Source organism: Coleofasciculus sp. G1-WW12-02, assembly GCF_040219735.1.
Classification (GTDB): Bacteria; Cyanobacteriota; Cyanobacteriia; order Cyanobacteriales; family Coleofasciculaceae; genus Coleofasciculus.
Map to the genome: position 1 here is coordinate 1 of NZ_JAVJRX010000185.1, position 20,661 is coordinate 20,661.

The window sequence follows — 20,661 nt, forward strand, 5'->3', positions numbered from 1 at the left end:
GACTGGAATTCTGGGGAACATGTCACCTTGGGTCTTTGTGGAGGGGCGACTGTTGGCATCAAGTAACAATTGTATCCATTCAATTGACTCGTGTCGCCCTTGACTAATCCTTTCTTTGAAATGTTCTAGAATTCTGAGTGAGTCGTCTTTAGACGACTTGTGCTTTTGGTTCCTTGGGTTTTAATCCAAGGCTGTTTAATGGGAGTGATGCTAAGATTTAACTAACAAAGAGATAATCCTCTGCGGGTTTGCCGTCTTCTAAGGCGTCGAGGATTTCGTCAATGGCTTCTTCATCAACATTACCGTACCAGTAATTGTCTGGGTAAACCATCATCACGGGTCCGTTGTTGCACAGATTCATGCATCCAGTTGGAGAAACAAGAGCGTCTAAACCGCGATCGGTGATTTCTGATTCGAGATACTGGATTAAAGTAGTAGAATCCTTTTTCTGACAAACTCCTTTAGCGTCGCCATTAGCTCTAAAGCTGGAACAAACGAAGATATGGTGTTCAGGTTTCTGCATGATAAACCCCCTTAAAAAGGATGAAAAATTAAGGATGATTTTTGAGTTTTTAAGGAATAACTCAAACCTTGGGTTTAGGCGGGTTTAGTCTCATCAGGGTGACAACATAAGATAAGAGTTAAACCCGCCCCTACCTCTAGCGAACCAATTCAAACAGCTCATCGGGAGCATCCCGGTCTAGGCGTTCGAGTAAGGTGTTGCAAATATTAGAAAGCAGGTAGATACCGCCCCAGTAGCAGGCTGTGGGGAAATAACTGTGACCGACCCGATCTAGAATGGGGAAACCGAAGCGCACGATCGGAATATCTTCATCACGACCGATATACTTGCCGTATTCATTACCCAAAAGCAAATCGACGGGCTCATTTTTAATCAGTTGATGCAGGTAGAATAAGTCTGCATTGGCAGCGACAACAGCATCAGGCACCGTATCCTTGAGGATATCTTTGACCCGTTCTTCAAAGCGCTTACCGACAGGGCTACCGGTAATCACGTAAACCGGTAACATACCGCAGTCTACGAGAAACTCAGTCGCTGAAAGAACTTGGTCAGGGTCACCATATACGGCAACCCGCTTACGATACAGGTACTGCTGCATATCCGTCATCACATCCACCAAACGTCCCCGGTCATCATTGAGCGACTCAGGTGGCGTAATATCACTGAATTCAATCAACGCTTGGACAAAGCGGTCAGTAGCGCGAAGACCGATGGGTAAGTCCAGGACACGAGACGGAACTTGGCACTTGTTTTGCAGTGCGGTGGCGGCGGCTTCAGAGGTAAAATTACCCAGGGCTAAGGTGGCGGTGCTATTCCCCGTGTCGATTAAATCGGGAATTTGCGTACCTCCTTTCGGGTACATCTGAAAATCGCCAGTTTTCGGCGTATCCACCACATCCGAGGTATCGGGGAAGACAATCGCTTCAATACCCATTTGGGTCAGCAACTGCTTAACCGCCCGCACATCAGAGGGTTCGACATAGCCAGGAATAATGTTGAGCTTGTTATTCGGCGTATCGGTTTTCGCAGATAAATAGGTCACCATCGCCTTGGTCATATTTGACCAGCCCGTGATATGAGAACCGACGTAGCTGGGAGTATTGGCGTGAATGACGTATTTTCCTTCTGGAACTGCTCCAGATTCACGGGCTTGGCGGATAAAGGTGGGAATATCATCGCCAATGGTTTCAGATAAGCAAGTGGTACTAACCGCCACCATATCCGGATTGTACACGGTAAAAATAGTGGTCAGGGCTTGCTTGAGGTTCGCACCACCGCCGAACACAGACGAACCCTCGGTAAAGGCGCTAGTTGCTGCCATAATGGGTTCTCTGTAGTGGCGTGTCAGGTGAGATTTGTGGAATGAACAGCAGCCTTGGGAACCGTGGGAGTTCGGCAAGCAGCCGTGAATCCCTAATGCGGCGTACATTGCACCAATGGGCTGACAAGTCTTGGCAGGATTGATTCGTAGCGCCTTGCGTTCAACGATTTCTTTAGGGGTTGCTTCTAACATGATTCTGGTTCTCCTTTGTGGGGATTGAGTAAGTGTTGAATATGTAGGGGCGGGTTTCACTATTAACGTTGCTTGTTCAACCCAGCTGTGACTAAACCCGCCCTGCTCGCAAGAATTCACTGATAACTTTCTTGCTCTCAGACGCTAAAAGCGCGTCTGGAACATGGCTAGCTCTGCCAGGGAGCTTTAACTAGCTTCCAAGTGGGGTTGTTAATCCGCATATCGATATCTTTGGCGAAATTAACTGCACCTTGGAATCCGGCAAACGGACCGCCGTAGTCGTAGTTGTGAAGTTGCTTACAAGGAACGCCAAACTTCTCAATTACATACTTGTCCTTAATCCCGGAACCGACGATATCGGGCTTGAGGCGCTTGATTAGAGTTTCTAGCTCATGATGGGAGATGTCATCAATCATCAATGTGTCTTCACCCATTTCCGAAATCATCCCCTCGTACCGATTGAGGAACCCTTCTTCTTTAAGCTGCTCCACCCATGCCGGGTCAGCAGTTAGTTTGTAGCGTTCGGGGTCTTTTTCGACACGCAACTCTTCGATGTTGCGGGAGTCGGCGTCTACTTTCAACGGTAGGACTTGACGACCTTCGTAGTCATCCCGGTGGGCGAACTCATAGCCGGCGGCAATGGTTTTGATGCCCAAGTCAGCAAACAAATCTTGGTAGTGGTGAGCGCGAGAACCGCCTACAAACAGAATCGCACTCTTGCCTTGCAACCGTTCCCGAATCGGTGCAATTTCCGCTTCTGCGGCAGCCACCTCTTCGGTAATCACCTCTTCAATGCGCTGGGTGAGTGCCTCATCATTAAAGAATCGGGCAACCTTACGCAAGGACTTGGCAAAAGCTTGAACGCCGATGAAGCTGACCTTCGTCCAAGGAACCCCAAACTTGGTCTCCATCATCTCCGCCATGTAGTTAATTGAGCGGTGACACATGACCAAGTTAAACTTAGCTAAATGGGCTTTTGTTGCTGCATCGTAAGTGCCGTCACCACTAAATGTGGCAATGACTTTAATCTCACACTTCTCAAGCACCCGCTCAATTTCATAGGAATCGCCGCCGATGTTGTACTCACCCAAAAGGTTGACGGTGAAGCCTTCAATTTCTTCGTCTTCTGCTTCGCCTTCACCAACCCAATTTTTAAAGAAGCCATTGTTAGCGATGTGGTGACCCGCAGACTGGGAAACGCCTTTATATCCTTCGCAGTTAAATGCGACAACCGAAATGCCCAGCTTTTCTGTCATCTCTTTGGCAACGGTTTGGATATCGTCACCAATTAACCCGACTGGACAGGTGGCTGTGATGGTAATTGCATTGGGCTTGAAGATGTCATAGCCTTCCTGAACTGCCTGACGCAGCTTTTTGACACCGCCGAAGACAATATCAGAGTCCTGCATATCAGTGGTGACGCAGTAGCTCATGTAATTCTTGCCATCTTCACGAGTCCGATACTGATTACGCCGTGTCATCCAGGTGTAGTAAGAACAGCCCACGGGTCCGTGAACAATGTGAAGCACATCACCAAAGGGACCAACAACCACCCCTTTACATCCGGCAAAGGCACAGTGTCTGGTGTTGAGAATGCCAGGAACCGTCCGCACATTAGCCTGAATTTCCTGTCCTTCGATGGACGGGTCCCGCATAACGATATGCTTTGCCCGTTTTCTGGCAACTTTGGCTGGGTAGGGCGCCACCATCTCTTTGGTAACGTCTTTCGGGTCTACTGTATACGTAGCCTTTTCTAATTTCAAGGTATCTGAATCATGGGGAGTCATAATCGTTTTCTCCTGTCTTAATTGCTTTCCTGGAAGGGCGGATTCAATCAAGTTATTGATAAAACCAGCCCCTACATCGGGAGTTCCCAGACGTGCCATGGCACGTCTCTACATGGCTGGGAAACCTTAGCCCGTCATTTCATCAATTGCGACTAAACCTGTTTCTTGGGTTCTAACTCGGACACTATCGTCAACGGGCAAAACAAAGATTTTTCCATCTCCTGGGTTACCGGTTTGATTCGCTTCAATCAGGGCGTCAACCACTTGCTGAACGTTGTCATCGGGAACAACCAGACTGAGCATCCGTTTGGGAATTAAACGGTGTCCTTTAGCGAGGAGGGGCAGCAAATCACTGCTATCTTGGGGATTTTCGTTAATCGCTTTTACTAACTGAAAGTCCACAGGCTGCCTGCCTCGACCGACCACTTTTACCGCTGTCACTGAAGGAAAACCAGCTTCACTTAATGCTTCTTTCGTCTGGTTAATTTTGTTCATCCTGATGACAGCAAGAACTTCTTTCATAACCTTCAACACCGAGATTTAGTCTCGTGCCTCCTAACATAAACCGGGGAGTTCTCTTGTAGAAACCGTTATTAGCGATTTCTACAAGAACAACGGATACAAAATGGGTCTCATCTTTAGCGCGTAGCCAGCGCAGGTTCTTTCTTACTCGAATCGTTTTTTCCGGAGCTGATGGTGTAGACTTCTTCCACAGGACTGACAAATATCTTGCCGTCTCCTGCTGCTCCTTCTGCTCCCGTGCGAGCGCTGCCTAGAATTGCCCGAATTACAAACTCTTTTTCGGCATCGGGAACCACCACCATCAAAAGGACTTTAGGCAGTTCATTGTAAAGCACGTTGCCAATCTTTAGACCCCGTTGTTTGCCTCGACCAAAGACATCAACTTTAGTAACGGCTGGATAACCGACGTCTAAGAGTGCTTGCATTACTTCGTCACTCTTTTCCGGTCGAATAATCGCTCTAACCATGATCGTCATGGGATGTTACCTCCAAACAATTGCGATTGTATTTCAGGGGTGGAAGGTATGGAATGTTTTCTAACCTTCCACCTACAACACACACTGCATCTTTAACCGTACAAGCCGAACTTAACAAGTAGTTTTTCCAACTCGTCATTCTTCATGGGTGTGGGAACGACATGATTGGTATTTTCATCAATCGCTTTAGCTAAGCTGCGATAATGATCGGCTTGCTCACAATCGGGGTCATATTCAATCACCGTCTTGCGGTTAAGTTCTGCCCGTTGAACCATATTGTCGCGGGGCAAGAAATAAATCATCTGAGTGCCGAGGGATTCAGCCAATGCTTCGATGAGTTCAGCTTCGAGATCAACCTTACGGCTGTTGCAAATCAAACCGCCTAAACGAACACCGCCAGATTCAGCGTATTTTTGAATGCCTCGGCAGATGTTATTGGCGGCATACATTGCCATCATTTCGCCAGAGGTAACGATGTAAATTTCTTGGGCTTTACCTTCCCGAATTGGCATAGCGAAACCGCCGCAAACTACGTCGCCTAGTACGTCGTAGAAGGCATAGTCAAGACCTTCACTTTCGTCATAAGCGCCGAGTTGTTCGAGCATACTAATTGAGGTGATAATGCCTCGACCCGCACAGCCTACGCCCGGTTCTGGACCACCGGATTCTACGCAGAGGGTTTTGCCATATCCTTCTTTGCGAATTTCGTCGAGATCGACGTCGTCGCCTTCTTCGCGCAAGGTATCTAACACACTCTTTTGGTGCAAACCACCGAGCAACAAGCGAGTAGAGTCTGCTTTGGGGTCACAACCAACGATCATAATTTTGCGACCAAGTTCGACAAGTCCAGCCACTGTATTTTGTGTGGTTGTGGATTTACCGATTCCACCTTTACCGTAAATAGCAATCTTCCTCATTTCAGACCTCCATTAGGATCAATTATTTGAGGTGTCGAATTTATTTCGACTGACAAAATTAACGTTTAATTGAAGTTAATTCGGGAACATTTTTTCTATGTAAGTATCCGAAAGCTTCAAGTTAATCAGGAAGACATTGAACTTTTATCGAGGTAGCCTTTTTTGTTTTCCTGATGATTTAATAATAGAAGTCAACTCAAGCTATAAAAGTGTGCTTTGCTACAAAAACCGAAGTTTATTAGTTTAGTTTTTATTCGGTATTTTTCTGTTTGTAACAAACCCTAGATTTTTCTATGTGAACGATAAATTAATTGCTTAAAGACAATTGATTGAAATCTTTATTTATTATTAAATAGTGACTATTAACACTGTTTTAAATTCAGGCTTATTAAGGTAAATGTTAATTATTTTTAGAGTCAATTTGACCTGTTATAGGTCAAAAAAAACCCTTGGCGATTTACCAAGGGTTATCACGGAGTTAAGTTAAAACCTGTTCAATCAGAAACTGAAGTCAAAAATTACACATTAAACAACGGCTTCAACAATAAGAGTAGGAGACACTCGTTCCTGAAGCCGCTTTTCGATCGCCATCTTCAGTGTAATCATCACACTGGGACAGCCATCGCACGATCCTTTGAGAATTACCTTGACGCGATCGCCCTCTACGTCATACAACTCCACATCGCCGCCGTCATAGGCTAATGTTGGACGCACTTCCGCCTCAAGTACCTGCTGAATCAAGGTAATTTTTTGCAAGTTCGTGAGTGTGCTAGGGGTTTGAGATCCTCCCTCGCCCGCATTTCTAGGGGAAGTAGATGGAGTGGATTGAGTAGCAGCGACAACGGAGGGTTGAGGAATCGGAGATGACAAGGATACCGCTGTATTTAATTTCTCCTGTTCTTGAGTAACATCGATCACCAGATCATCGATATCTGCCAAACAAGACCCACATCCCCCACCGGCTTTAATATAGTTGGTAACTTCTTCGGCGGTGGTGAGGTGATTTTCCCGAATCAGTCGCTTAATCTTGGCGGAACTGACGCCGAAGCAACTACAAACCAGGGGACTTTCGTCCTCTTCCTCCGGTCTAACCGGAACCCCTTTATAATTAGAAATCGCCGCTTCCAGGGCTTCTTGACCCATCACCGAACAGTGCATCTTCTCCTGAGGTAAGCCACCCAAATAGCTAGCAATCTGGCGATTCGTCAGTTGCAGAGCCTCATCAACCGTCATCCCCTTAATCAGATCAGTCAGCGCCGAGGAAGACGCGATCGCACTCGCACAGCCAAAGGTTTGAAAACGGGCTTCTAGGATGGTATCGGTTGTAGTATCAATCCTCAGATACAAGCGCAACGCATCGCCACAAACAATACTACCAATCTCACCAACCGCGATCGTTTCTGTCGTACCACAATCTTGAGTCGCGATCGCGCCCATATTATGCGGATTATGAAACAAATCCATTACCTTGTCAGTGTAGTCCCACATGGCTTATTCTCCCGTCATTTGTCATTCGTCATTCGTCATTCGTCATTCGTCATTACGTCAAGTCGGGGCGGGTTTAATTACATCTAGGTGTAACCGAAAAGATAGTAGTGAAACCCGCCCCTACAATTCCCCTGATGTAGAGACGTAGCATGCTACGTCTCTACAGCACCGTCATAACGCCTCTACCCTTTTGTTCCCTGGCTGTCTGAAGCCAACCCTGTTCTTCGTCCGCTTCATTCTTGAAGGGGGAAATACTTCGCAAACGTTCTACAATTGGTGGCATTACTTCCAACACCCGATCAATTTCCGCCGAGGTGGTATATCGGGACAAACTAAAGCGAATCGAACCATGGAGAAGGGTATAAGGTAGTCCCATCGCCCGCAGTACATGAGACGGTTCTAATGAGCCAGAGGTGCAAGCCGAACCCGACGAGGCGCAGATACCGAAGCGATCCAGGGAAAGTAAAATCGCTTCCCCTTCAATGTACTTAAAACCAATATTCGTCGTATTCGGTAGCCGCATCGACGGATGACCATTAAGCTGACAATCGGAAATCCGACTCAGTAATCCTTGTTCCAAGCGATCGCGTAATTCCTTCACCTGGGTAACTTCTTCGCTGACGTGCTGGATTGCCAATTCCGCCGCTTTCCCCAGCCCAATAATTCCTGGAACATTGGGCGTACCCCCTCGGCGTCCCCGTTCTTGATGACCGCCAATTAACAGAGGACGGAAGCGCACACCTTTGCGAACATAAAGTACGCCAATGCCTTTAGGCGCATGAAGTTTATGACCCGAGAGAACCAAAAAATCAACAGTACTCTCGCTCATATTCAAGGGAACTTTACCCACCGCCTGCACCGCATCAACGTGGAACAAAATGCCCCGTTCTTTAACAATTTGCCCAATCCGTTCAATCGGGAAAATCGTCCCCGTTTCATTATTGGCGCACATCACCGAAACCAGCGCCGTGTCGTCGGTGAGAGAGGCTTTAAGTTCCTTGAGATCAATCAACCCTTTGCCATTAACGGGTAGGTAAGTCACCCGATAGCCTTCTTTTTCCAGTCGTTTGCAAAGACTGAAAACGGCTGGATGTTCCACCGCCGTGGTAACAATGTGCTTCTTTTCCGGTTGGGTGATCAAAGCAGCGCGAATCGCAGCATTGTCCCCTTCAGTACCGCAACTGGTAAAGATAATTTCTGTCGGTTGAGCGCCCAATAATGCCGCAACTTTTTCTCGTGCTTGCTCTAAATTGCGGGATAATTGTCCACCAAAGGTGTGCATGCTGGAGGGATTTCCATAATATTCACTCAGATAAGGCAGCATCTCCTCCAGCACAGCCTCGTCTACACGGGTGGTGGCATTGTTATCTAAATAAATTACACTCATAGGGTTACCTATAAAACATCAGTCTCGCTTGATTGATAATGGCGGATTTAATGTAGGGGAGGGTTTGACTACTATCATTCAGGGTTGCACCCAGATATGAGTAAACCCGCCCCGACAAAGTTTTTGTCAAACATTATCGATAAAACCCACCCCTACACCATTTGATATTGCTCATAGAAGTCCAACACCACGTTTTCAATCACGTCATACGCCTCAACACATTCAATTCCCTTTGCCTGCAATTGTTCTTTGGGACAGTTACCAATCTTGGAAACCAGGACGGCTTGGCAATCACAAAGCGTTTGAATGATGTTGTCGAGTACCTCGGCTTCGCCATAACCGCCTTGGCAATAGGGAGTCACCGGACGACGATCAATACAACGCGCTTGTTCGCAATCGACTTCGTAAATCTCGAATTCTTTGGCATGACCGAAGTGTTGATTAACCAAGCCACCCCCTTTACTGGCAACAGCGACGCGGATTTTAGTCCGATTGGCGATAGAGGAGGTATGGCTCGTTCGAGTGGCTTGCAGGAATTCTTTAAACTGCTCCTTGCCAGTTTGTAGTTCCTGATGTCGTTTAAGGTCGTATTCTGATTTCATCTTCAGATTGTTGATTTTCATGAATTCCTTCCTCCTCCGGTGTCCGCCAATCGCCTTTCTTCAGGTGGTTGTCTAAGGAATTAGCAAATAAATGCACCCTTTAAACCCAACGCCAATACTTAAACAGTTAAGTATAAAGGAGTTTAGCGGTCATCCTTCATACTTTCCTTAATTCCGGCGACATTGGTTTTTATAGCAGTTCTGTCTAAAAATGATGCTTTGTTCGATTCGGATTAAGAGTTATTAGATTAATTAAGTATGAACTCATTACCCTAAAGTCTTAAGATAGGGGCATTTCAAATTTCTTTGGGGGTAGGGGTTCTAGTTTTTTGGGGATGGGGTGCAAGTATTTAATGAGTGGGGTGCGAGGATTTTTGTACTCAAGCTCAAAGCCAATTGCAGTGACGGATTGAGCCAATTTTCTTCGGTTATTCCTTTGAGTACAAAGCTGTACTCAAAACCCTTATCGGATTAATCTCCAGTTTGACCTTAAATCGAACTTCTGTATCTAAATTAGCATTTTTTGGATAAGTCTGCATTTCTATGGATTTTTTTTAGAATTTTCCTGTTTCCTCATCACCTATCATCACTAATGGTAATATTTTGAGTCCACAAATACTAGAACCTCGACCCAAAAATATTCGTATCCTGGACAAAAAATACGAGTACCCTTATCCCTACAGGACTTTGAAACGCCGATAAAATCAGAACCTAGAGCCTTGAGTACATGATTAATTAGAGGATAAATCTAACCCGTGGCTGATTTTCAACTTAGCCATCATGCATCTGGTATAAGCAAAAAAAGAATAGATAAGCTCCTTTCCAGGGGGGAACGCAATGCTACAGTCCACCACAAATTGCCCAATGACGCGATCGCAGCTTGCCACCCCGGTTAAATCGACGTCATCATCTCCCGTATCCCACCCACTCTCTAGAGTCAGAACACCGTTTCAGGTAATCAAGCAAGGCTGGCGAACCCTCTTAACCGACTTTCAGATTATCTTTGAACGAGATCCAGCTGCCCGTAATCGGTTAGAGGTATTGGTTTGCTATCCCGGCTTACAGGCGCTGATCAGCCATCGCCTTGCCCATTGGCTGCATCGTCAGCGAGTACCATTCCTTCCCCGCTTCATGTCTCAACTGGCGCGATTCTTCACCGGAATCGAAATTCATCCAGGGGCGATGATGGGTAAGGGTGTGTTTATTGATCATGGCATGGGCGTGGTAATTGGCGAAACCGCGATTGTTGGTGATTACTGTTTGATTTACCAAGGCGCAACCCTTGGGGGAACAGGTAAAGAAAGTGGCAAACGCCATCCCACATTAGGGAAGAATGTGGTGGTGAGTGCAGGTGCAAAGGTATTGGGGAATATCCATATTGGCGATAATGTTCGCATTGGGGCGGGTTCAGTGGTGTTGCGAGATGTCCCCACCGATTGTACGGTGGTGGGAGTACCGGGGCGAATTGTGCGTCAGTCTGGCAAACGCATTGATCCGTTAGAACATGGGCAACTACCGGATACACAAGCCGCCGCGCTTCAGGTTTTACGCGATCGCATCACCGAACTTGAACAGCAACTGGAATCATTGAGTAGGGGTTTGGTTACCAAACCCCTAGGGCGTGGTGAGGATGTCAAATAAGCTATTCGGCATTTAATCCGTAATGTCAATAATGGCAAAATTCTTTTTCTGTATTATTGCATATATTTTTGGAGTTAAATGTATATTCCCCAACTTTGTGATCGACTGACATTAGTTACTTTGTGCATCTAATTCTTGAAAGACTTCCCTAGCAACAACCATGGCATTGATCGCCTTGGGAAATCCCGCATAAACTGACATTTGGGTAATCAGTTCGATGATTTCCTGACGAGTACAGCCAACATTTAATGCACCTTGAATGTGAAATTTTAGCTGGGGTTGGGCATCACCTAGTACAGTGAGAGCGGCAACCGTAGCAATTTGCCTCAATTTTATATCGAGTCCTGGGCGTGATAAAACATCGCCATAACCAAATTCGATGGCAAATCGCATCAAGTCGGGTGAAATATCTCTGAGACTATCGCGAGAGCGTTCATATCCGGCTTGATTGACTTGCTCGATCAGTGATAAGCCTGTTTGAAATCGGTTTGGGGTTGCGATCGCGTCTTCCTGAGCCAATGCGCTTTCAGGAAAGACACTCAGACTGGAGTTGAAGCCGCCACCAATCCAGACGCTGGTGATTAAAGCTGTGCTGATCAAAATCGCCAAAACTCTCTGGAGTTTCATTTGGACCTCCTAAACCGCAGATTTAATTGATTAAGTAATGACCTCATTCTATATTCATGATTAAAATAATAACAATAGCGTTTTTAATCACGACTCTCGTGCAAAAAAAGCAATAATCCATGAGCCGCCAACAAGATTTAGACGTGTTTGTGCAAGTCGTCAAAAGCGGCAGTTTTGCCAAAGCTGCTGAGGAACTGCAACTGAATCCCTCGGCTGTGAGCCGCCGAATTAGCCATCTGGAACAACGACTGGGGGTGCAATTATTGAATCGCACGACTCGCCGCTTAAGCTTAACTGAAGTAGGAGAGCGCTATTTCAACCGTTGCCTCAGCATTTTGGCAGACATTGAGGAAGCCGAGCGAGAAGCTCGACAACATAGTCAGCAACCGCAGGGTACTTTGTATGTGAGTTGTTCTACCTATTTTGCCTATCGCTTTTTACTCACAAAAATTCCACTGTTTCTCGAACAATATCCACAGATTTCTCTCAAATTAATCCTGACCGATGATGTTGTCGATTTGGTGACAGATGGAGTTGATGTTGCCATTCGTATTGGCGAACTTGCTGATGCGTCACTGATGACTAAAAAATTAATCAGCTCTCGTCGCATTATTTGCGCTGCGCCCAAGTATCTTGATCGGTACGGTATACCCAAAACACCTGACGAGCTAACCGATCACAATTGCCTCAGTTTAAATGCCCAAAAAACGACCCTGAACCAGTGGCGATTTCGCGACGCCTCTGGACAACGAGAGATTCGAGTGCGGGGAAACTTTGAAGTTAATAGTGGTCAAGCCCTTTACGAGGCGATTTTAGCAGGAGGAGGTATCGGTCGGGTCATACAATATTTATCTCAACGGGAACTGACATCGGGTCAGCTAGTGCATCTGCTCAAGGAGTATGAGGAGGATAATGATGTGGGAATTTATGCGGTGTTTCCTGCTCAACGTTATCTGCTGCCCAAAGTTCAATGTTTTGTGGAATTTTTAGCCAAGAGTTTTTCCCATGATGTGACAAGCTTGAGCATCCCTCTGGCATAATCCTTATAGGCAGGCAAGGCAGATACGTACCTGAGATTTCCGGCTGGGGTGTGTGACAGTTTTTGGCGATCGCTCCCACGATTACTGACTCAACCATGCGATCGCGCGTCGAATCCATTCCTCGGCGTTGGGATTTTTCGCCAGCAGCGCATCCTGACTGATCGCATTCAGCGCCTGCGTAATTTCTGCGGTTTCATACCCTAGGGCTAATAGGGTCATTTCCACATCTTCTAAAATTGAGGGGGAGGGTCCCGTTGCACTCGTCGGCGTTTCCACACCCGCCAATTTTCGCCATTCGGATAACTTGGTTTTCAGTTCCAAGGCGATGCGTTCAGCCGTTTTGCTACCCACTCCAGGAGTTTTGGCTAAGGCGCGAGTATTCCCAGTGACAATGGCTTGAACCAGATTTTGCAGTCCCAGGGTATCGATAAGCGCGATCGCTAATTGTGCGCCAATCCCACTCACACTCACCAACTGGCGAAATAAATCCCGTTCTGCGGCGGATGCGAAGCCATAGAGGATTTGTTGGTCTTCCCGGATTTGCAGGTGAGTAAAGACTTGTACCACTTGTTCAGATCCGATCTGAACCTCTTGGGATAGCTGTCGAGTAATTTGCACCTCATACCCAATTTGGTTAACCTCTAAAATCAGAGTAACTCGATTCCCATTCCCTTTCTGAATCGTCGCGACTGTTCCTTTGAGATAACTAATCATTAATTATAAGTATCCAAATTTAGACTGACCGTTACATCAGTAGAGACGCTTCAAAAGCGCGTCTCTACACTGTTGGTGATCTTCCCTGTTCCCTCTTCTCCTATCCCCAATTCCTAAGCCAGAAATCCCAAATGATGCAGACCTTCTAATATACCATCTGCATAATGTGCCTGAGCGAAATAATGGTAATCTTTTTTGTTCTCCTCATACCATTGACGCAGTTCTGGTCTAGCATTTCCCACAATAATACCCCGTTCTTCCCCAGCACTAAATAGAGCGATATCATTGCCCGAATCACCACAGACGACTGTTTTTGTGGAGTCCATGTCCCATTTTTGCCGCAGGAATTGTAAGGCTAAACCTTTATCCCCCTTTTGAGGCAGAATGTCTAAGTCTTGACCTCCACTATAGATTAGCTTGACATCTAACCCTTTTTCTTTTAAGGAGGATTCAAGACGGGGCAAAAGTTCTGAGGAAATTTCTTCACTTAGCACATAACTGGCTTTAAACGGGCGCTGTTCGGTGTCAGGTTGAGGAACTAAGTCAGAATAGTGGGCAGCTATAGCCACAACTGCGTCCCGATTCCACCCCTGTGACAGCATATCCGCCCATTCTTGATCAACGATTTCTTCCTGAGGATCGAAGCAAATTTCGGTGCCAACTGAGGTAATCAGGGCATCCGGTGACAGTAGGGACTTTTCCCTCGTCAGTTTCCGGTAGAGGGCAGGCGATCGCCCCGTACTATACACGATTTTAGTTCCGTGTTCCTGGCGATGCTGATCTAAGTGCTGATTAAGTTCCTTGAGGGCAGCGTCATCGCCGATTAGGGTGTTATCTAAGTCAGTTATGAATAAAAATGCAGTCATCACAATCTCGCTAATGATGAGAGTTTGCACCTGCATTATTTCGCAAAAGCGCGGTATTAGCCAAGGGTTTTTGGATAAATAATCTTAAAAGTCGTTAACTCGCACCAGCTTATCCGTATTATAAACATCAATTCTTTACTTGAGAAACGATTGATTAAGGAAATCGTAACATCAGGTAGGGGCGCAATGCTTGCGCCTAGAAAATCCGTAAAAATTCAACTCTAACGACTATTCTATTTCCGGTGGCAAGGGTGGGATCAAAGGTTCTAATTGAGCAATCAGCGTGGGAATATCTGAAGTCACTACAGACCAAATTCGTTCTTGCCTAATCTCCTCATACTGATGGGCAATAACATTCCGTTGTCCGATAATATCACTCCAGGGGATTTCCGGATGTGCTTGACGGAAATCATCTGACATTCGTCTCGCCGCTTCGCCTAGAATTTCTAACTGTCGCTCAACGGCACTCTGAAGCAAAATACTCTCTAGATAAGCTTCATAAGATAAACCAGCCGTAAAGTCTTGAAGGCGACGTGCTGCCTGTAACATATCCCAAAGATAAAATGCTCTAAGACAGAGAGAGGGCAAAAAGTTATTTGAGGAAATGACCAGCTATGCTAAAGTGACAACAGATGCGCGTACCTACTGTTTCTATGTCCCTCTCCACCTCGGTTCCCATCATCTATCCCGAAAGTGACGGTCAACCCTTGGCAGACAATACTATCCAATTTCGCCTCATTGTCACGATTCAAGGTGGCATTGATGCGTTGTTTATTGACAATCCTAACGTCTTTGTTGCTGGAGATTTGTTCTGGTATCCGGTGGAAGGGGAACCTTGGATTAGACAAGCTCCGGATGTGATGGTGGTTATGGGACGCCCCAAGGGAGATAGGCGTTCCTATAAGCAATGGGAAGAAGAAAATATTCCTCCCCAAGTTGTCTTCGAGATTGTCTCTAAAAGCAATACTCGGCAAGAATTAGAAGGAGCCAAGCGGCGATTTTATGAACGCTATGGCGTAGAGGAATATTATCTCTTCAATCCGGACAAAGGTATCCTCAAAGGGTGGCGACGGGACAGGGAAGTCGAACTCTTACAACCCATTCCCCAGATGTTAGGCTGGGTAAGTCCCCGTCTGGGAATTCGATTTGAAGTTGTCGAAGGAGAATTACAGTTATACCGACCCGATGGTGAGCGATTTGTTACTTATTTAGAAAGTATTGAGTATAGAGAATTAGAGCGACAACGCGCCGAACAAGAGCGTCAACGAGCCGAACAAGAGCGACAACGCGCCGAACAAGCAGAACAGGCGCAACGAGAGGCTATCCCGAAGCTGTTAGCAATGGGTTTGAGTGTGGAACAAATTGCTGAAGCATTATCGTTACCTGTTGACACTGTGCGTGTTGTGGCAAGGATTAAATAGGCGTTGCTAAATTAGTTGAGTGTGAATTGTGTAGGGGCGGGTTTCACCACTATCTTTTCGGTTGCACCCAGATGGAACTAAACCCGCCCCGACTCAGGTTTTTAGACTGATGCAGCCAGCCCCAATAAAGGGCGCACGTCGGTGCGCCCATACAATGTTAATCCATCTTGTTTAATTGACTATTTGTTAGTTTTATGAATCCTTGAGGCAAATTTGCTGGCATTCAATAAATGTTGAATTGTCCGTAAATATTGTACTTTAAAGTAGGTGGACACCATTAAACCGTCACCCCCTCTAATTCCTCATCACTCAACTCATACAACTCCTGCAACTTCTGTAACTTCTCATCACTCGGTTGCCAGAATCCTCGTCCATTTGCCTCCAACATCCGGGCTACAATATTCCGAAATGCTTCTGGATTTGCTTGTCTTAACCTCTCTGCCATCTCTGTATCTAAGGCATAAGTATCTGCTGCTTGCTCATACACCCAATCATCTGTAAAATCTGCGGTTCCACCCCAACCAATTAACGCTGTCATCCGTTGGGAGATTTCATAAGCACCACCTGAACCCTGACTAGCCATTGCTTCTGCCCATTTGGGGTTCAGTAACTTAGTGCGATATTCTAACCGCAGTAAGTCATCTAATTTGCGCGGGGTTGTATCTTTAGAAAAGCTTTCCACAAAACTGGCACTCACTTTCTTCCCCCGTTTTTTCTCAGCCGCTTTTTTCAATCCCCCAGTATTGGCATAATATTCCTGAATATCGGTTAAACCGTATTCCACCGAGTCAATTTCCTGAACCACCTGGCTGGTTGTTTTTAATAGCTGATTTAGAACTTCCGGACGCGCTTGTCCTTTATCTTGACGCCCATAACTAAACGAATTGCGACTTTCCCAGGTTTTGCCTAATTCCTCTCCCGATTCCCAATTCCCATCTGTTACTTGGTCATTGACTAAGGAACCAAAATCACCAGCGGGATTAGAAAATAATCGGGCAGAATTATTCGTGATTCCTTGCGCTTGTAATGCTAAAGCATGTTTACGGATAAAATTCTGGTCTTCCGGTTCCTCAGCCTCCGCCGCCCGTTTAAATAAATCATCCAGTAATTCAATAATATTCACAAAACTATCCCGGAAAATTCCAGATAGATTTGCCAATACATCAATCCGGGGATGTTCCACGTCTGCTAAGGGTTTTAACTCATAGCGGACAATTCGTCCCGTTCCTTCTTTAATCGGTTCTGCACCCACTAATTCGAGTAGGATTCCCAAGGATTCACCTTTGGTTTTAATCGCATCCAATCCCCATAACATAACCGCCACAGTTTCCGGATAGTCTCCCTGTTCTTGAACGTGTTGGGTAATAATTTTTTGGGCAATTTCTCGTCCTCGCTGATATGCCCCTGGTGAGGGCATCCGATAGGGGTCTAAGGCATGAATATTTCGTCCTGTAGGTAATACGCCTACACCATCTCGTAATAAGTCGCCACCCGGTGCTGGGGGAATGTATTCTCCATTTAATCCCCGTAACAGGTTCGTCAGTTCATCGGTGTTTTGCCGTAATAAATGGGCAATTGTTTCTATTTCAGTGGCAATGGATTCTGAAGTGCCATTTTTATCCTTAACCAGAGATGTCGCCGATGATTGACTGGTTTGAGCATTTCCTATTTTATCTATTACCTCTTTAATTAAATCCGCTGCGCCATTATCGCCAAAATAAGCATTTAAGTAGCTAGCCAACGCTTCTGAGTTCGGGGGTTCTCCCAAGGTATGTAATCCGGATGAAAATAGGCGTTGTTCTACTACTTGTAAGTATTCATACAACTTAACCAGATAATGATTAAATGCATCAGCACTGAACAAGCGCACATTATCCGGTGTGAAAGGAATGCCTAATTTTTTTGCCTCCTCAAAGGGACAATCGGCGTCTAAGCCACTGTCCACAATTTTCTGACAAATGTCAGGTTTCAGGGCATAATTCTTTTCCGGGTCTTCCCGATACTCAGCAATTAAATCTCGCAGTGCGACTAATTCTTTATACAATCCCGCCCGACCATAAGGGGGTACATTATGGGATATCAGTACGCCATATCCGCGCCGTTTTGCCAAAATGGATTCCGAGGGATTATTGGCAGCATAAATATAGAGATTGGGAATATCTCCCAGCAAAATATCTGACCAGGAATACCCCGTATTGCCTAAAGGAGAACCGGGTAACCATTCCACAGTGCCATGCATACCAAAGTGAACTATAGCATGAGTTTTAAACTCATGTTGTAGCCATTTATAGAAGGCGGCATATTGAGGATGAGGGGTCATATCCCGTTCAAACATTAACCGCATCGGGTCACCTGAAATACCTAACGGGGGTTGTACGCCTATCCAAATATTTCCTAATTGAATTCCGCCAACTTGGAAGTCATCCCCGTAAGTTTTAATTCCGGTTCCGGTGAGGGATTTCCACTGCTTTTCGATGCGAGTGGTGAAGAGGTAGCCGAGCCATTTTTCTAGGGTTTTAACGTTGACGGAGTTTGGCGTTAAATCATCATGGCTAATCGCTTCATCGGCTTCTTTAACCCGACGGATAAGTTCTTCGCCATCGTCAGGTAACTCGCCAACAGTATAGCCTTGCTGCTTGAGAGCGTGGAGGACTTTCAGGAGCGATCGCGGTACATTGAGTAAAGCTGCTGTTCCTGTCGCCCCATATCCGGGCGGGAAACCATAGAGAATGATGGTAATTTTCCGTTCTGAGGCGGGTGTCTTTCTCAGTTCAATCCAACGCTTCAGACGCCCAGTCAGGCGTTTGACTCGTTCGGGAATCAGATAAATATCCTCTCCCACCAATCCCCCCAAGGGAACCGTGTCAATTGCCCCATCTAATTCGGGTAATGCATATAATACCACCGATTGCAAGCCGCCAATTCCTTGTCGCGTCCAAGAGTGAATATCCTGAATCAGTAAAGGTGCGGCGACAATATAGGGAACATTTTTCGCCGTGAGGATGCGTTTTGCTACCTCAACTTGACGCCCCGCTTCCATAGAACCGGCGGGTCCTCCGACTAATGGAAAGCCAATTGTAGAAACAATGGCGTCAACTTCTACAGCTTCTTTGGATAAAGAGGGTGTGTCAATTTTACCCAATTTTCGTCGGGTAGTTTCATCCACTGATGTCATCCAGTCTCGCACAGCCACATGTCCTTCCACACCATTAATAAAGATAGGAACGGGGATTAATCCAGCGTTCTCGAAATGGCGAATTAATTGCGGAATATACGGTTGTTTAGAGACAACATGCTTGCGATAAAGGAGAATACCGACAACGGGAAGAGTTTCCCCCCAGCACCCCTTATTAAGGGGGGTGTTAGACATGGATAGGGAGGAAGCATTATTGTGTTTTTGCTGATACCACTCCAGATACTGCCGTGGCGAGGTCAAGTACCCGTCATAGTCGGGATGCAATAATCCCATGTTGGGGGTTTCCACGGGCGGTGGAATGTCTCCAACTTGTAATCCTAAGTATTTTTCCGCGAGTATCCAAAACATTGAAGCGACGTTTTCGGAACCGCCAGCATTCCAATACCCATAGATAATCAACCAGTTGCGTAAATCTTGAACTTTTTTCGCCGGAATATATTTCAGCAGCTTGGGACCCGTCTTCAAAAAGCTAATATAACCCGCGAGTTTATCTTCTTCTCGTCCATTGCTAAATTTATCCAGAATAAACTTAATCGGCTTGGGCATTCCTTTGGGGTTATCACCAATTTTAAACGCCCCTAGCTGAGTCAAACTCATTAATTCTAGGGCGGATTCAAAGACAAGGCGGATGGGGATATGTTGAGTTCTCTCCCGCAGCCAGATAACTTGGTCATAATCAAAAAGCAGACTCGCGAAGAAGACATCAGCATCTTGGAGGGCGGCGGCGACGATATCCGGTTCTGTGGTCAAGGATTGGTCACTAAATACGCGAATATCTAAGTCTGGACAGCGCTTTGTCGCCCAATCAGCCGCTTGGCGGTACAAGTCGGCGTTGAATGATTCAAACCCAGCAATTAAGACGATGCGTTTCATAGTCCCCAGCCCGAAAAGTTTCTGTATACTTCAATCTTAGTGTTGCATCTGGGTAGTTTCATGTTAAAGGACTCATAACAAGACAGGCTTATGGTAAATAGGAGTATAGTTTGGCACGATATGAACACAGGGTTCAGTAAGCCGCAGGGTAAGCGCTAGCCGAACTTGACCACTGGTATTGCGAACCGAACGATGCATGAGTTGATTGGTAAATAAAACAAATTCTCCAGGACGCAAAACCACAGGAACGGCTTGCTGTTCTAAGTCTTCTGTCAAATCAAACAAGCAATTGCCACTAAAAGGGTCTTTCATTTTCACAGAGACATCCGGAGTGAGTTGAGAATTAGGAATGTACTCAAACCCATTCCATTCATTAACTTCTGTTAGCGCAATGTAGACATTGATAGTTTTGCCTTCCCCTTGAAGCAAATTAGGATAGGAGTCTTGATGCCAAAAAGGAATCAGTTGTTGAGAGGGATAATTAACCCAAATTTCAGAACGCCACAACACCAAATCTTCACCCAAATACTCTTTTAACTTCTGTTGTAATTTTTTATCCTGACAGATAGACCAAACAGCATCCGAATCAAGATGTCTTTCCATGTAAAATTCTTTCTTTCGGACTTGGTTTAAAAGTAAAAAAATAGCTCCAAATTTGCCTGTAAATAAAAAGCGTATAAGATGATAAAAAAAATGTTTCGGTGCTTTAGGCAACACAGTTTCAAAAACACTCTGGGTAATAGAAGCAACTTTAGTGGGACTTAAGGCAAGAGAATAGGGTCTCAAAATTCCAGCAGCATTATCATGTTCTGGGGTTGTTGTCGGATTGTATCGGTTATACCCTGTCCACAAGCAACTCTGTTCCCATAACTGTTGAGCTAGTTCAGTATTTTTTGCCAGATCAGGAAGTTCGATTTCGTTCTGTTTGGGTTCTTCGGTACTTATTATGCTAAACTATCAACTAAATGCCAAAACAATAAAGCTCTTTTTTCAAAGTTATAAAAATTGGTAAATCCAAAACCACAACGTTTTATTACCTTTAATCTATTGTTAATTCCTTCGACGATG

General features: G+C 45.6%; 19 protein-coding genes. 3 read left to right on the plus strand and 16 right to left on the minus strand.

Going from position 1 to position 20,661, the window contains the following annotated elements; genetic code table 11:
* Window positions 1–217 precede the first annotated feature (217 nt).
* The 9 genes from RID09_RS29100 to RID09_RS29140 form a co-directional block, all read right to left on the minus strand.
* Complete coding sequence (locus RID09_RS29100; RefSeq protein WP_446339403.1) at window positions 218–523, minus strand: (2Fe-2S) ferredoxin domain-containing protein; 306 nt, start codon at window positions 521–523, stop codon at window positions 218–220.
* 136 nt (window positions 524–659) lie between these two features.
* Window positions 660–2,036: a nitrogenase molybdenum-iron protein subunit beta gene (nifK, locus tag RID09_RS29105; RefSeq protein WP_446339404.1), complete on the minus strand. Its 1,377-nt coding sequence runs from the start codon at window positions 2,034–2,036 to the stop codon at window positions 660–662.
* Window positions 2,037–2,203: 167 nt separating this feature from the next.
* The gene (nifD, locus tag RID09_RS29110) at window positions 2,204–3,823 is read right to left on the minus strand and encodes a nitrogenase molybdenum-iron protein alpha chain (protein WP_446339419.1); all 1,620 of its coding nucleotides are present in this window, start codon (window positions 3,821–3,823) and stop codon (window positions 2,204–2,206) included.
* A gap of 126 nt (window positions 3,824–3,949) precedes the next feature.
* On the minus strand, window positions 3,950–4,345 hold the full coding sequence (locus RID09_RS29115; protein WP_446339405.1) for a P-II family nitrogen regulator: 396 nt from the start codon (window positions 4,343–4,345) through the stop codon (window positions 3,950–3,952).
* 116 nt (window positions 4,346–4,461) lie between these two features.
* Window positions 4,462–4,821 (minus strand): P-II family nitrogen regulator, encoded by a 360-nt coding sequence (locus RID09_RS29120; protein WP_446339406.1) that lies wholly within the window; start codon window positions 4,819–4,821, stop codon window positions 4,462–4,464.
* Between the two features lie 92 nt (window positions 4,822–4,913).
* Complete coding sequence (nifH, locus tag RID09_RS29125; protein ID WP_446339407.1) at window positions 4,914–5,738, minus strand: nitrogenase iron protein; 825 nt, start codon at window positions 5,736–5,738, stop codon at window positions 4,914–4,916.
* 525 nt (window positions 5,739–6,263) lie between these two features.
* On the minus strand, window positions 6,264–7,226 hold the full coding sequence (gene nifU, locus RID09_RS29130) for a Fe-S cluster assembly protein NifU (RefSeq protein WP_446339408.1): 963 nt from the start codon (window positions 7,224–7,226) through the stop codon (window positions 6,264–6,266).
* Window positions 7,227–7,386: 160 nt separating this feature from the next.
* Complete coding sequence (nifS, locus tag RID09_RS29135) at window positions 7,387–8,613, minus strand: cysteine desulfurase NifS (protein ID WP_446339409.1); 1,227 nt, start codon at window positions 8,611–8,613, stop codon at window positions 7,387–7,389.
* Window positions 8,614–8,765: 152 nt separating this feature from the next.
* On the minus strand, window positions 8,766–9,236 hold the full coding sequence (locus RID09_RS29140) for a NifB/NifX family molybdenum-iron cluster-binding protein (RefSeq protein WP_446339410.1): 471 nt from the start codon (window positions 9,234–9,236) through the stop codon (window positions 8,766–8,768).
* Window positions 9,237–10,052: 816 nt separating this feature from the next.
* Here RID09_RS29140 and cysE point away from each other — a divergent pair.
* Window positions 10,053–10,856: a serine O-acetyltransferase gene (cysE, locus tag RID09_RS29145; protein ID WP_446339411.1), complete on the plus strand. Its 804-nt coding sequence runs from the start codon at window positions 10,053–10,055 to the stop codon at window positions 10,854–10,856.
* Window positions 10,857–10,967: 111 nt separating this feature from the next.
* Here the strand turns inward: cysE and RID09_RS29150 are convergent, their stop codons facing one another.
* Entirely contained in the window at window positions 10,968–11,321 is a 354-nt protein-coding gene (locus tag RID09_RS29150) for a carboxymuconolactone decarboxylase family protein (protein ID WP_446339420.1), read from the minus strand.
* Between the two features lie 281 nt (window positions 11,322–11,602).
* On the opposite strand from RID09_RS29150, the gene RID09_RS29155 reads away from it, so the two are divergent.
* The gene (locus RID09_RS29155) at window positions 11,603–12,523 is read left to right on the plus strand and encodes a LysR family transcriptional regulator (RefSeq protein WP_446339412.1); all 921 of its coding nucleotides are present in this window, start codon (window positions 11,603–11,605) and stop codon (window positions 12,521–12,523) included.
* Between the two features lie 81 nt (window positions 12,524–12,604).
* Here the strand turns inward: RID09_RS29155 and ruvA are convergent, their stop codons facing one another.
* From ruvA to RID09_RS29170, 3 genes are all read right to left on the minus strand, one after another.
* Entirely contained in the window at window positions 12,605–13,237 is a 633-nt protein-coding gene (gene ruvA, locus RID09_RS29160) for a Holliday junction branch migration protein RuvA (protein WP_446339413.1), read from the minus strand.
* Between the two features lie 113 nt (window positions 13,238–13,350).
* On the minus strand, window positions 13,351–14,103 hold the full coding sequence (locus tag RID09_RS29165) for a sucrose-phosphate phosphatase (RefSeq protein ID WP_446339414.1): 753 nt from the start codon (window positions 14,101–14,103) through the stop codon (window positions 13,351–13,353).
* Between the two features lie 228 nt (window positions 14,104–14,331).
* A complete protein-coding gene (locus RID09_RS29170; RefSeq protein ID WP_446339415.1) occupies window positions 14,332–14,652 on the minus strand; it encodes a HepT-like ribonuclease domain-containing protein in 321 nt (106 codons plus the stop codon).
* Between the two features lie 83 nt (window positions 14,653–14,735).
* Here RID09_RS29170 and RID09_RS29175 point away from each other — a divergent pair, with 83 nt between their 5' ends.
* Window positions 14,736–15,524, plus strand: a complete 789-nt coding sequence (locus RID09_RS29175; protein WP_446339416.1) for a Uma2 family endonuclease — start codon at window positions 14,736–14,738, stop codon at window positions 15,522–15,524.
* A gap of 277 nt (window positions 15,525–15,801) precedes the next feature.
* Here the strand turns inward: RID09_RS29175 and bchH are convergent, their stop codons facing one another.
* From bchH to RID09_RS29190, 3 genes are all read right to left on the minus strand, one after another.
* Complete coding sequence (gene bchH, locus RID09_RS29180; protein ID WP_446339417.1) at window positions 15,802–19,593, minus strand: magnesium chelatase subunit H; 3,792 nt, start codon at window positions 19,591–19,593, stop codon at window positions 15,802–15,804.
* A 72-nt stretch (window positions 19,594–19,665) separates the two neighbouring features.
* Complete coding sequence (locus RID09_RS29185; protein ID WP_446339418.1) at window positions 19,666–20,196, minus strand: phytanoyl-CoA dioxygenase family protein; 531 nt, start codon at window positions 20,194–20,196, stop codon at window positions 19,666–19,668.
* A 341-nt stretch (window positions 20,197–20,537) separates the two neighbouring features.
* Window positions 20,538–20,660 carry a transposase gene (locus RID09_RS29190; protein WP_446339421.1) on the minus strand — a complete coding sequence of 41 codons (123 nt, stop codon included), beginning with the start codon at window positions 20,658–20,660 and terminating at the stop codon, window positions 20,538–20,540.
* Window position 20,661: the final 1 nt, after the last annotated feature.

Coding starts and splice junctions, on each gene's coding strand:
- nifD (WP_446339419.1), bottom strand. CDS start 3,823: ATGACTCCCCATGATTCAGATACCTTGAAATTAGAAAAGGCTACGTAT.
- nifU (WP_446339408.1), bottom strand. CDS start 7,226: ATGTGGGACTACACTGACAAGGTAATGGATTTGTTTCATAATCCGCAT.
- RID09_RS29140 (WP_446339410.1), bottom strand. CDS start 9,236: ATGAAAATCAACAATCTGAAGATGAAATCAGAATACGACCTTAAACGA.
- ruvA (WP_446339413.1), bottom strand. CDS start 13,237: ATGATTAGTTATCTCAAAGGAACAGTCGCGACGATTCAGAAAGGGAAT.
- RID09_RS29120 (WP_446339406.1), bottom strand. CDS start 4,821: ATGACGATCATGGTTAGAGCGATTATTCGACCGGAAAAGAGTGACGAA.
- nifK (WP_446339404.1), bottom strand. CDS start 2,036: ATGTTAGAAGCAACCCCTAAAGAAATCGTTGAACGCAAGGCGCTACGA.
- bchH (WP_446339417.1), bottom strand. CDS start 19,593: ATGAAACGCATCGTCTTAATTGCTGGGTTTGAATCATTCAACGCCGAC.
- cysE (WP_446339411.1), top strand. CDS start 10,053: ATGCTACAGTCCACCACAAATTGCCCAATGACGCGATCGCAGCTTGCC.
- RID09_RS29185 (WP_446339418.1), bottom strand. CDS start 20,196: ATGGAAAGACATCTTGATTCGGATGCTGTTTGGTCTATCTGTCAGGAT.
- RID09_RS29155 (WP_446339412.1), top strand. CDS start 11,603: ATGAGCCGCCAACAAGATTTAGACGTGTTTGTGCAAGTCGTCAAAAGC.
- RID09_RS29115 (WP_446339405.1), bottom strand. CDS start 4,345: ATGAAAGAAGTTCTTGCTGTCATCAGGATGAACAAAATTAACCAGACG.
- RID09_RS29170 (WP_446339415.1), bottom strand. CDS start 14,652: ATGTTACAGGCAGCACGTCGCCTTCAAGACTTTACGGCTGGTTTATCT.
- nifH (WP_446339407.1), bottom strand. CDS start 5,738: ATGAGGAAGATTGCTATTTACGGTAAAGGTGGAATCGGTAAATCCACA.
- RID09_RS29100 (WP_446339403.1), bottom strand. CDS start 523: ATGCAGAAACCTGAACACCATATCTTCGTTTGTTCCAGCTTTAGAGCT.
- RID09_RS29175 (WP_446339416.1), top strand. CDS start 14,736: ATGCGCGTACCTACTGTTTCTATGTCCCTCTCCACCTCGGTTCCCATC.
- RID09_RS29165 (WP_446339414.1), bottom strand. CDS start 14,103: ATGACTGCATTTTTATTCATAACTGACTTAGATAACACCCTAATCGGC.
- nifS (WP_446339409.1), bottom strand. CDS start 8,613: ATGAGTGTAATTTATTTAGATAACAATGCCACCACCCGTGTAGACGAG.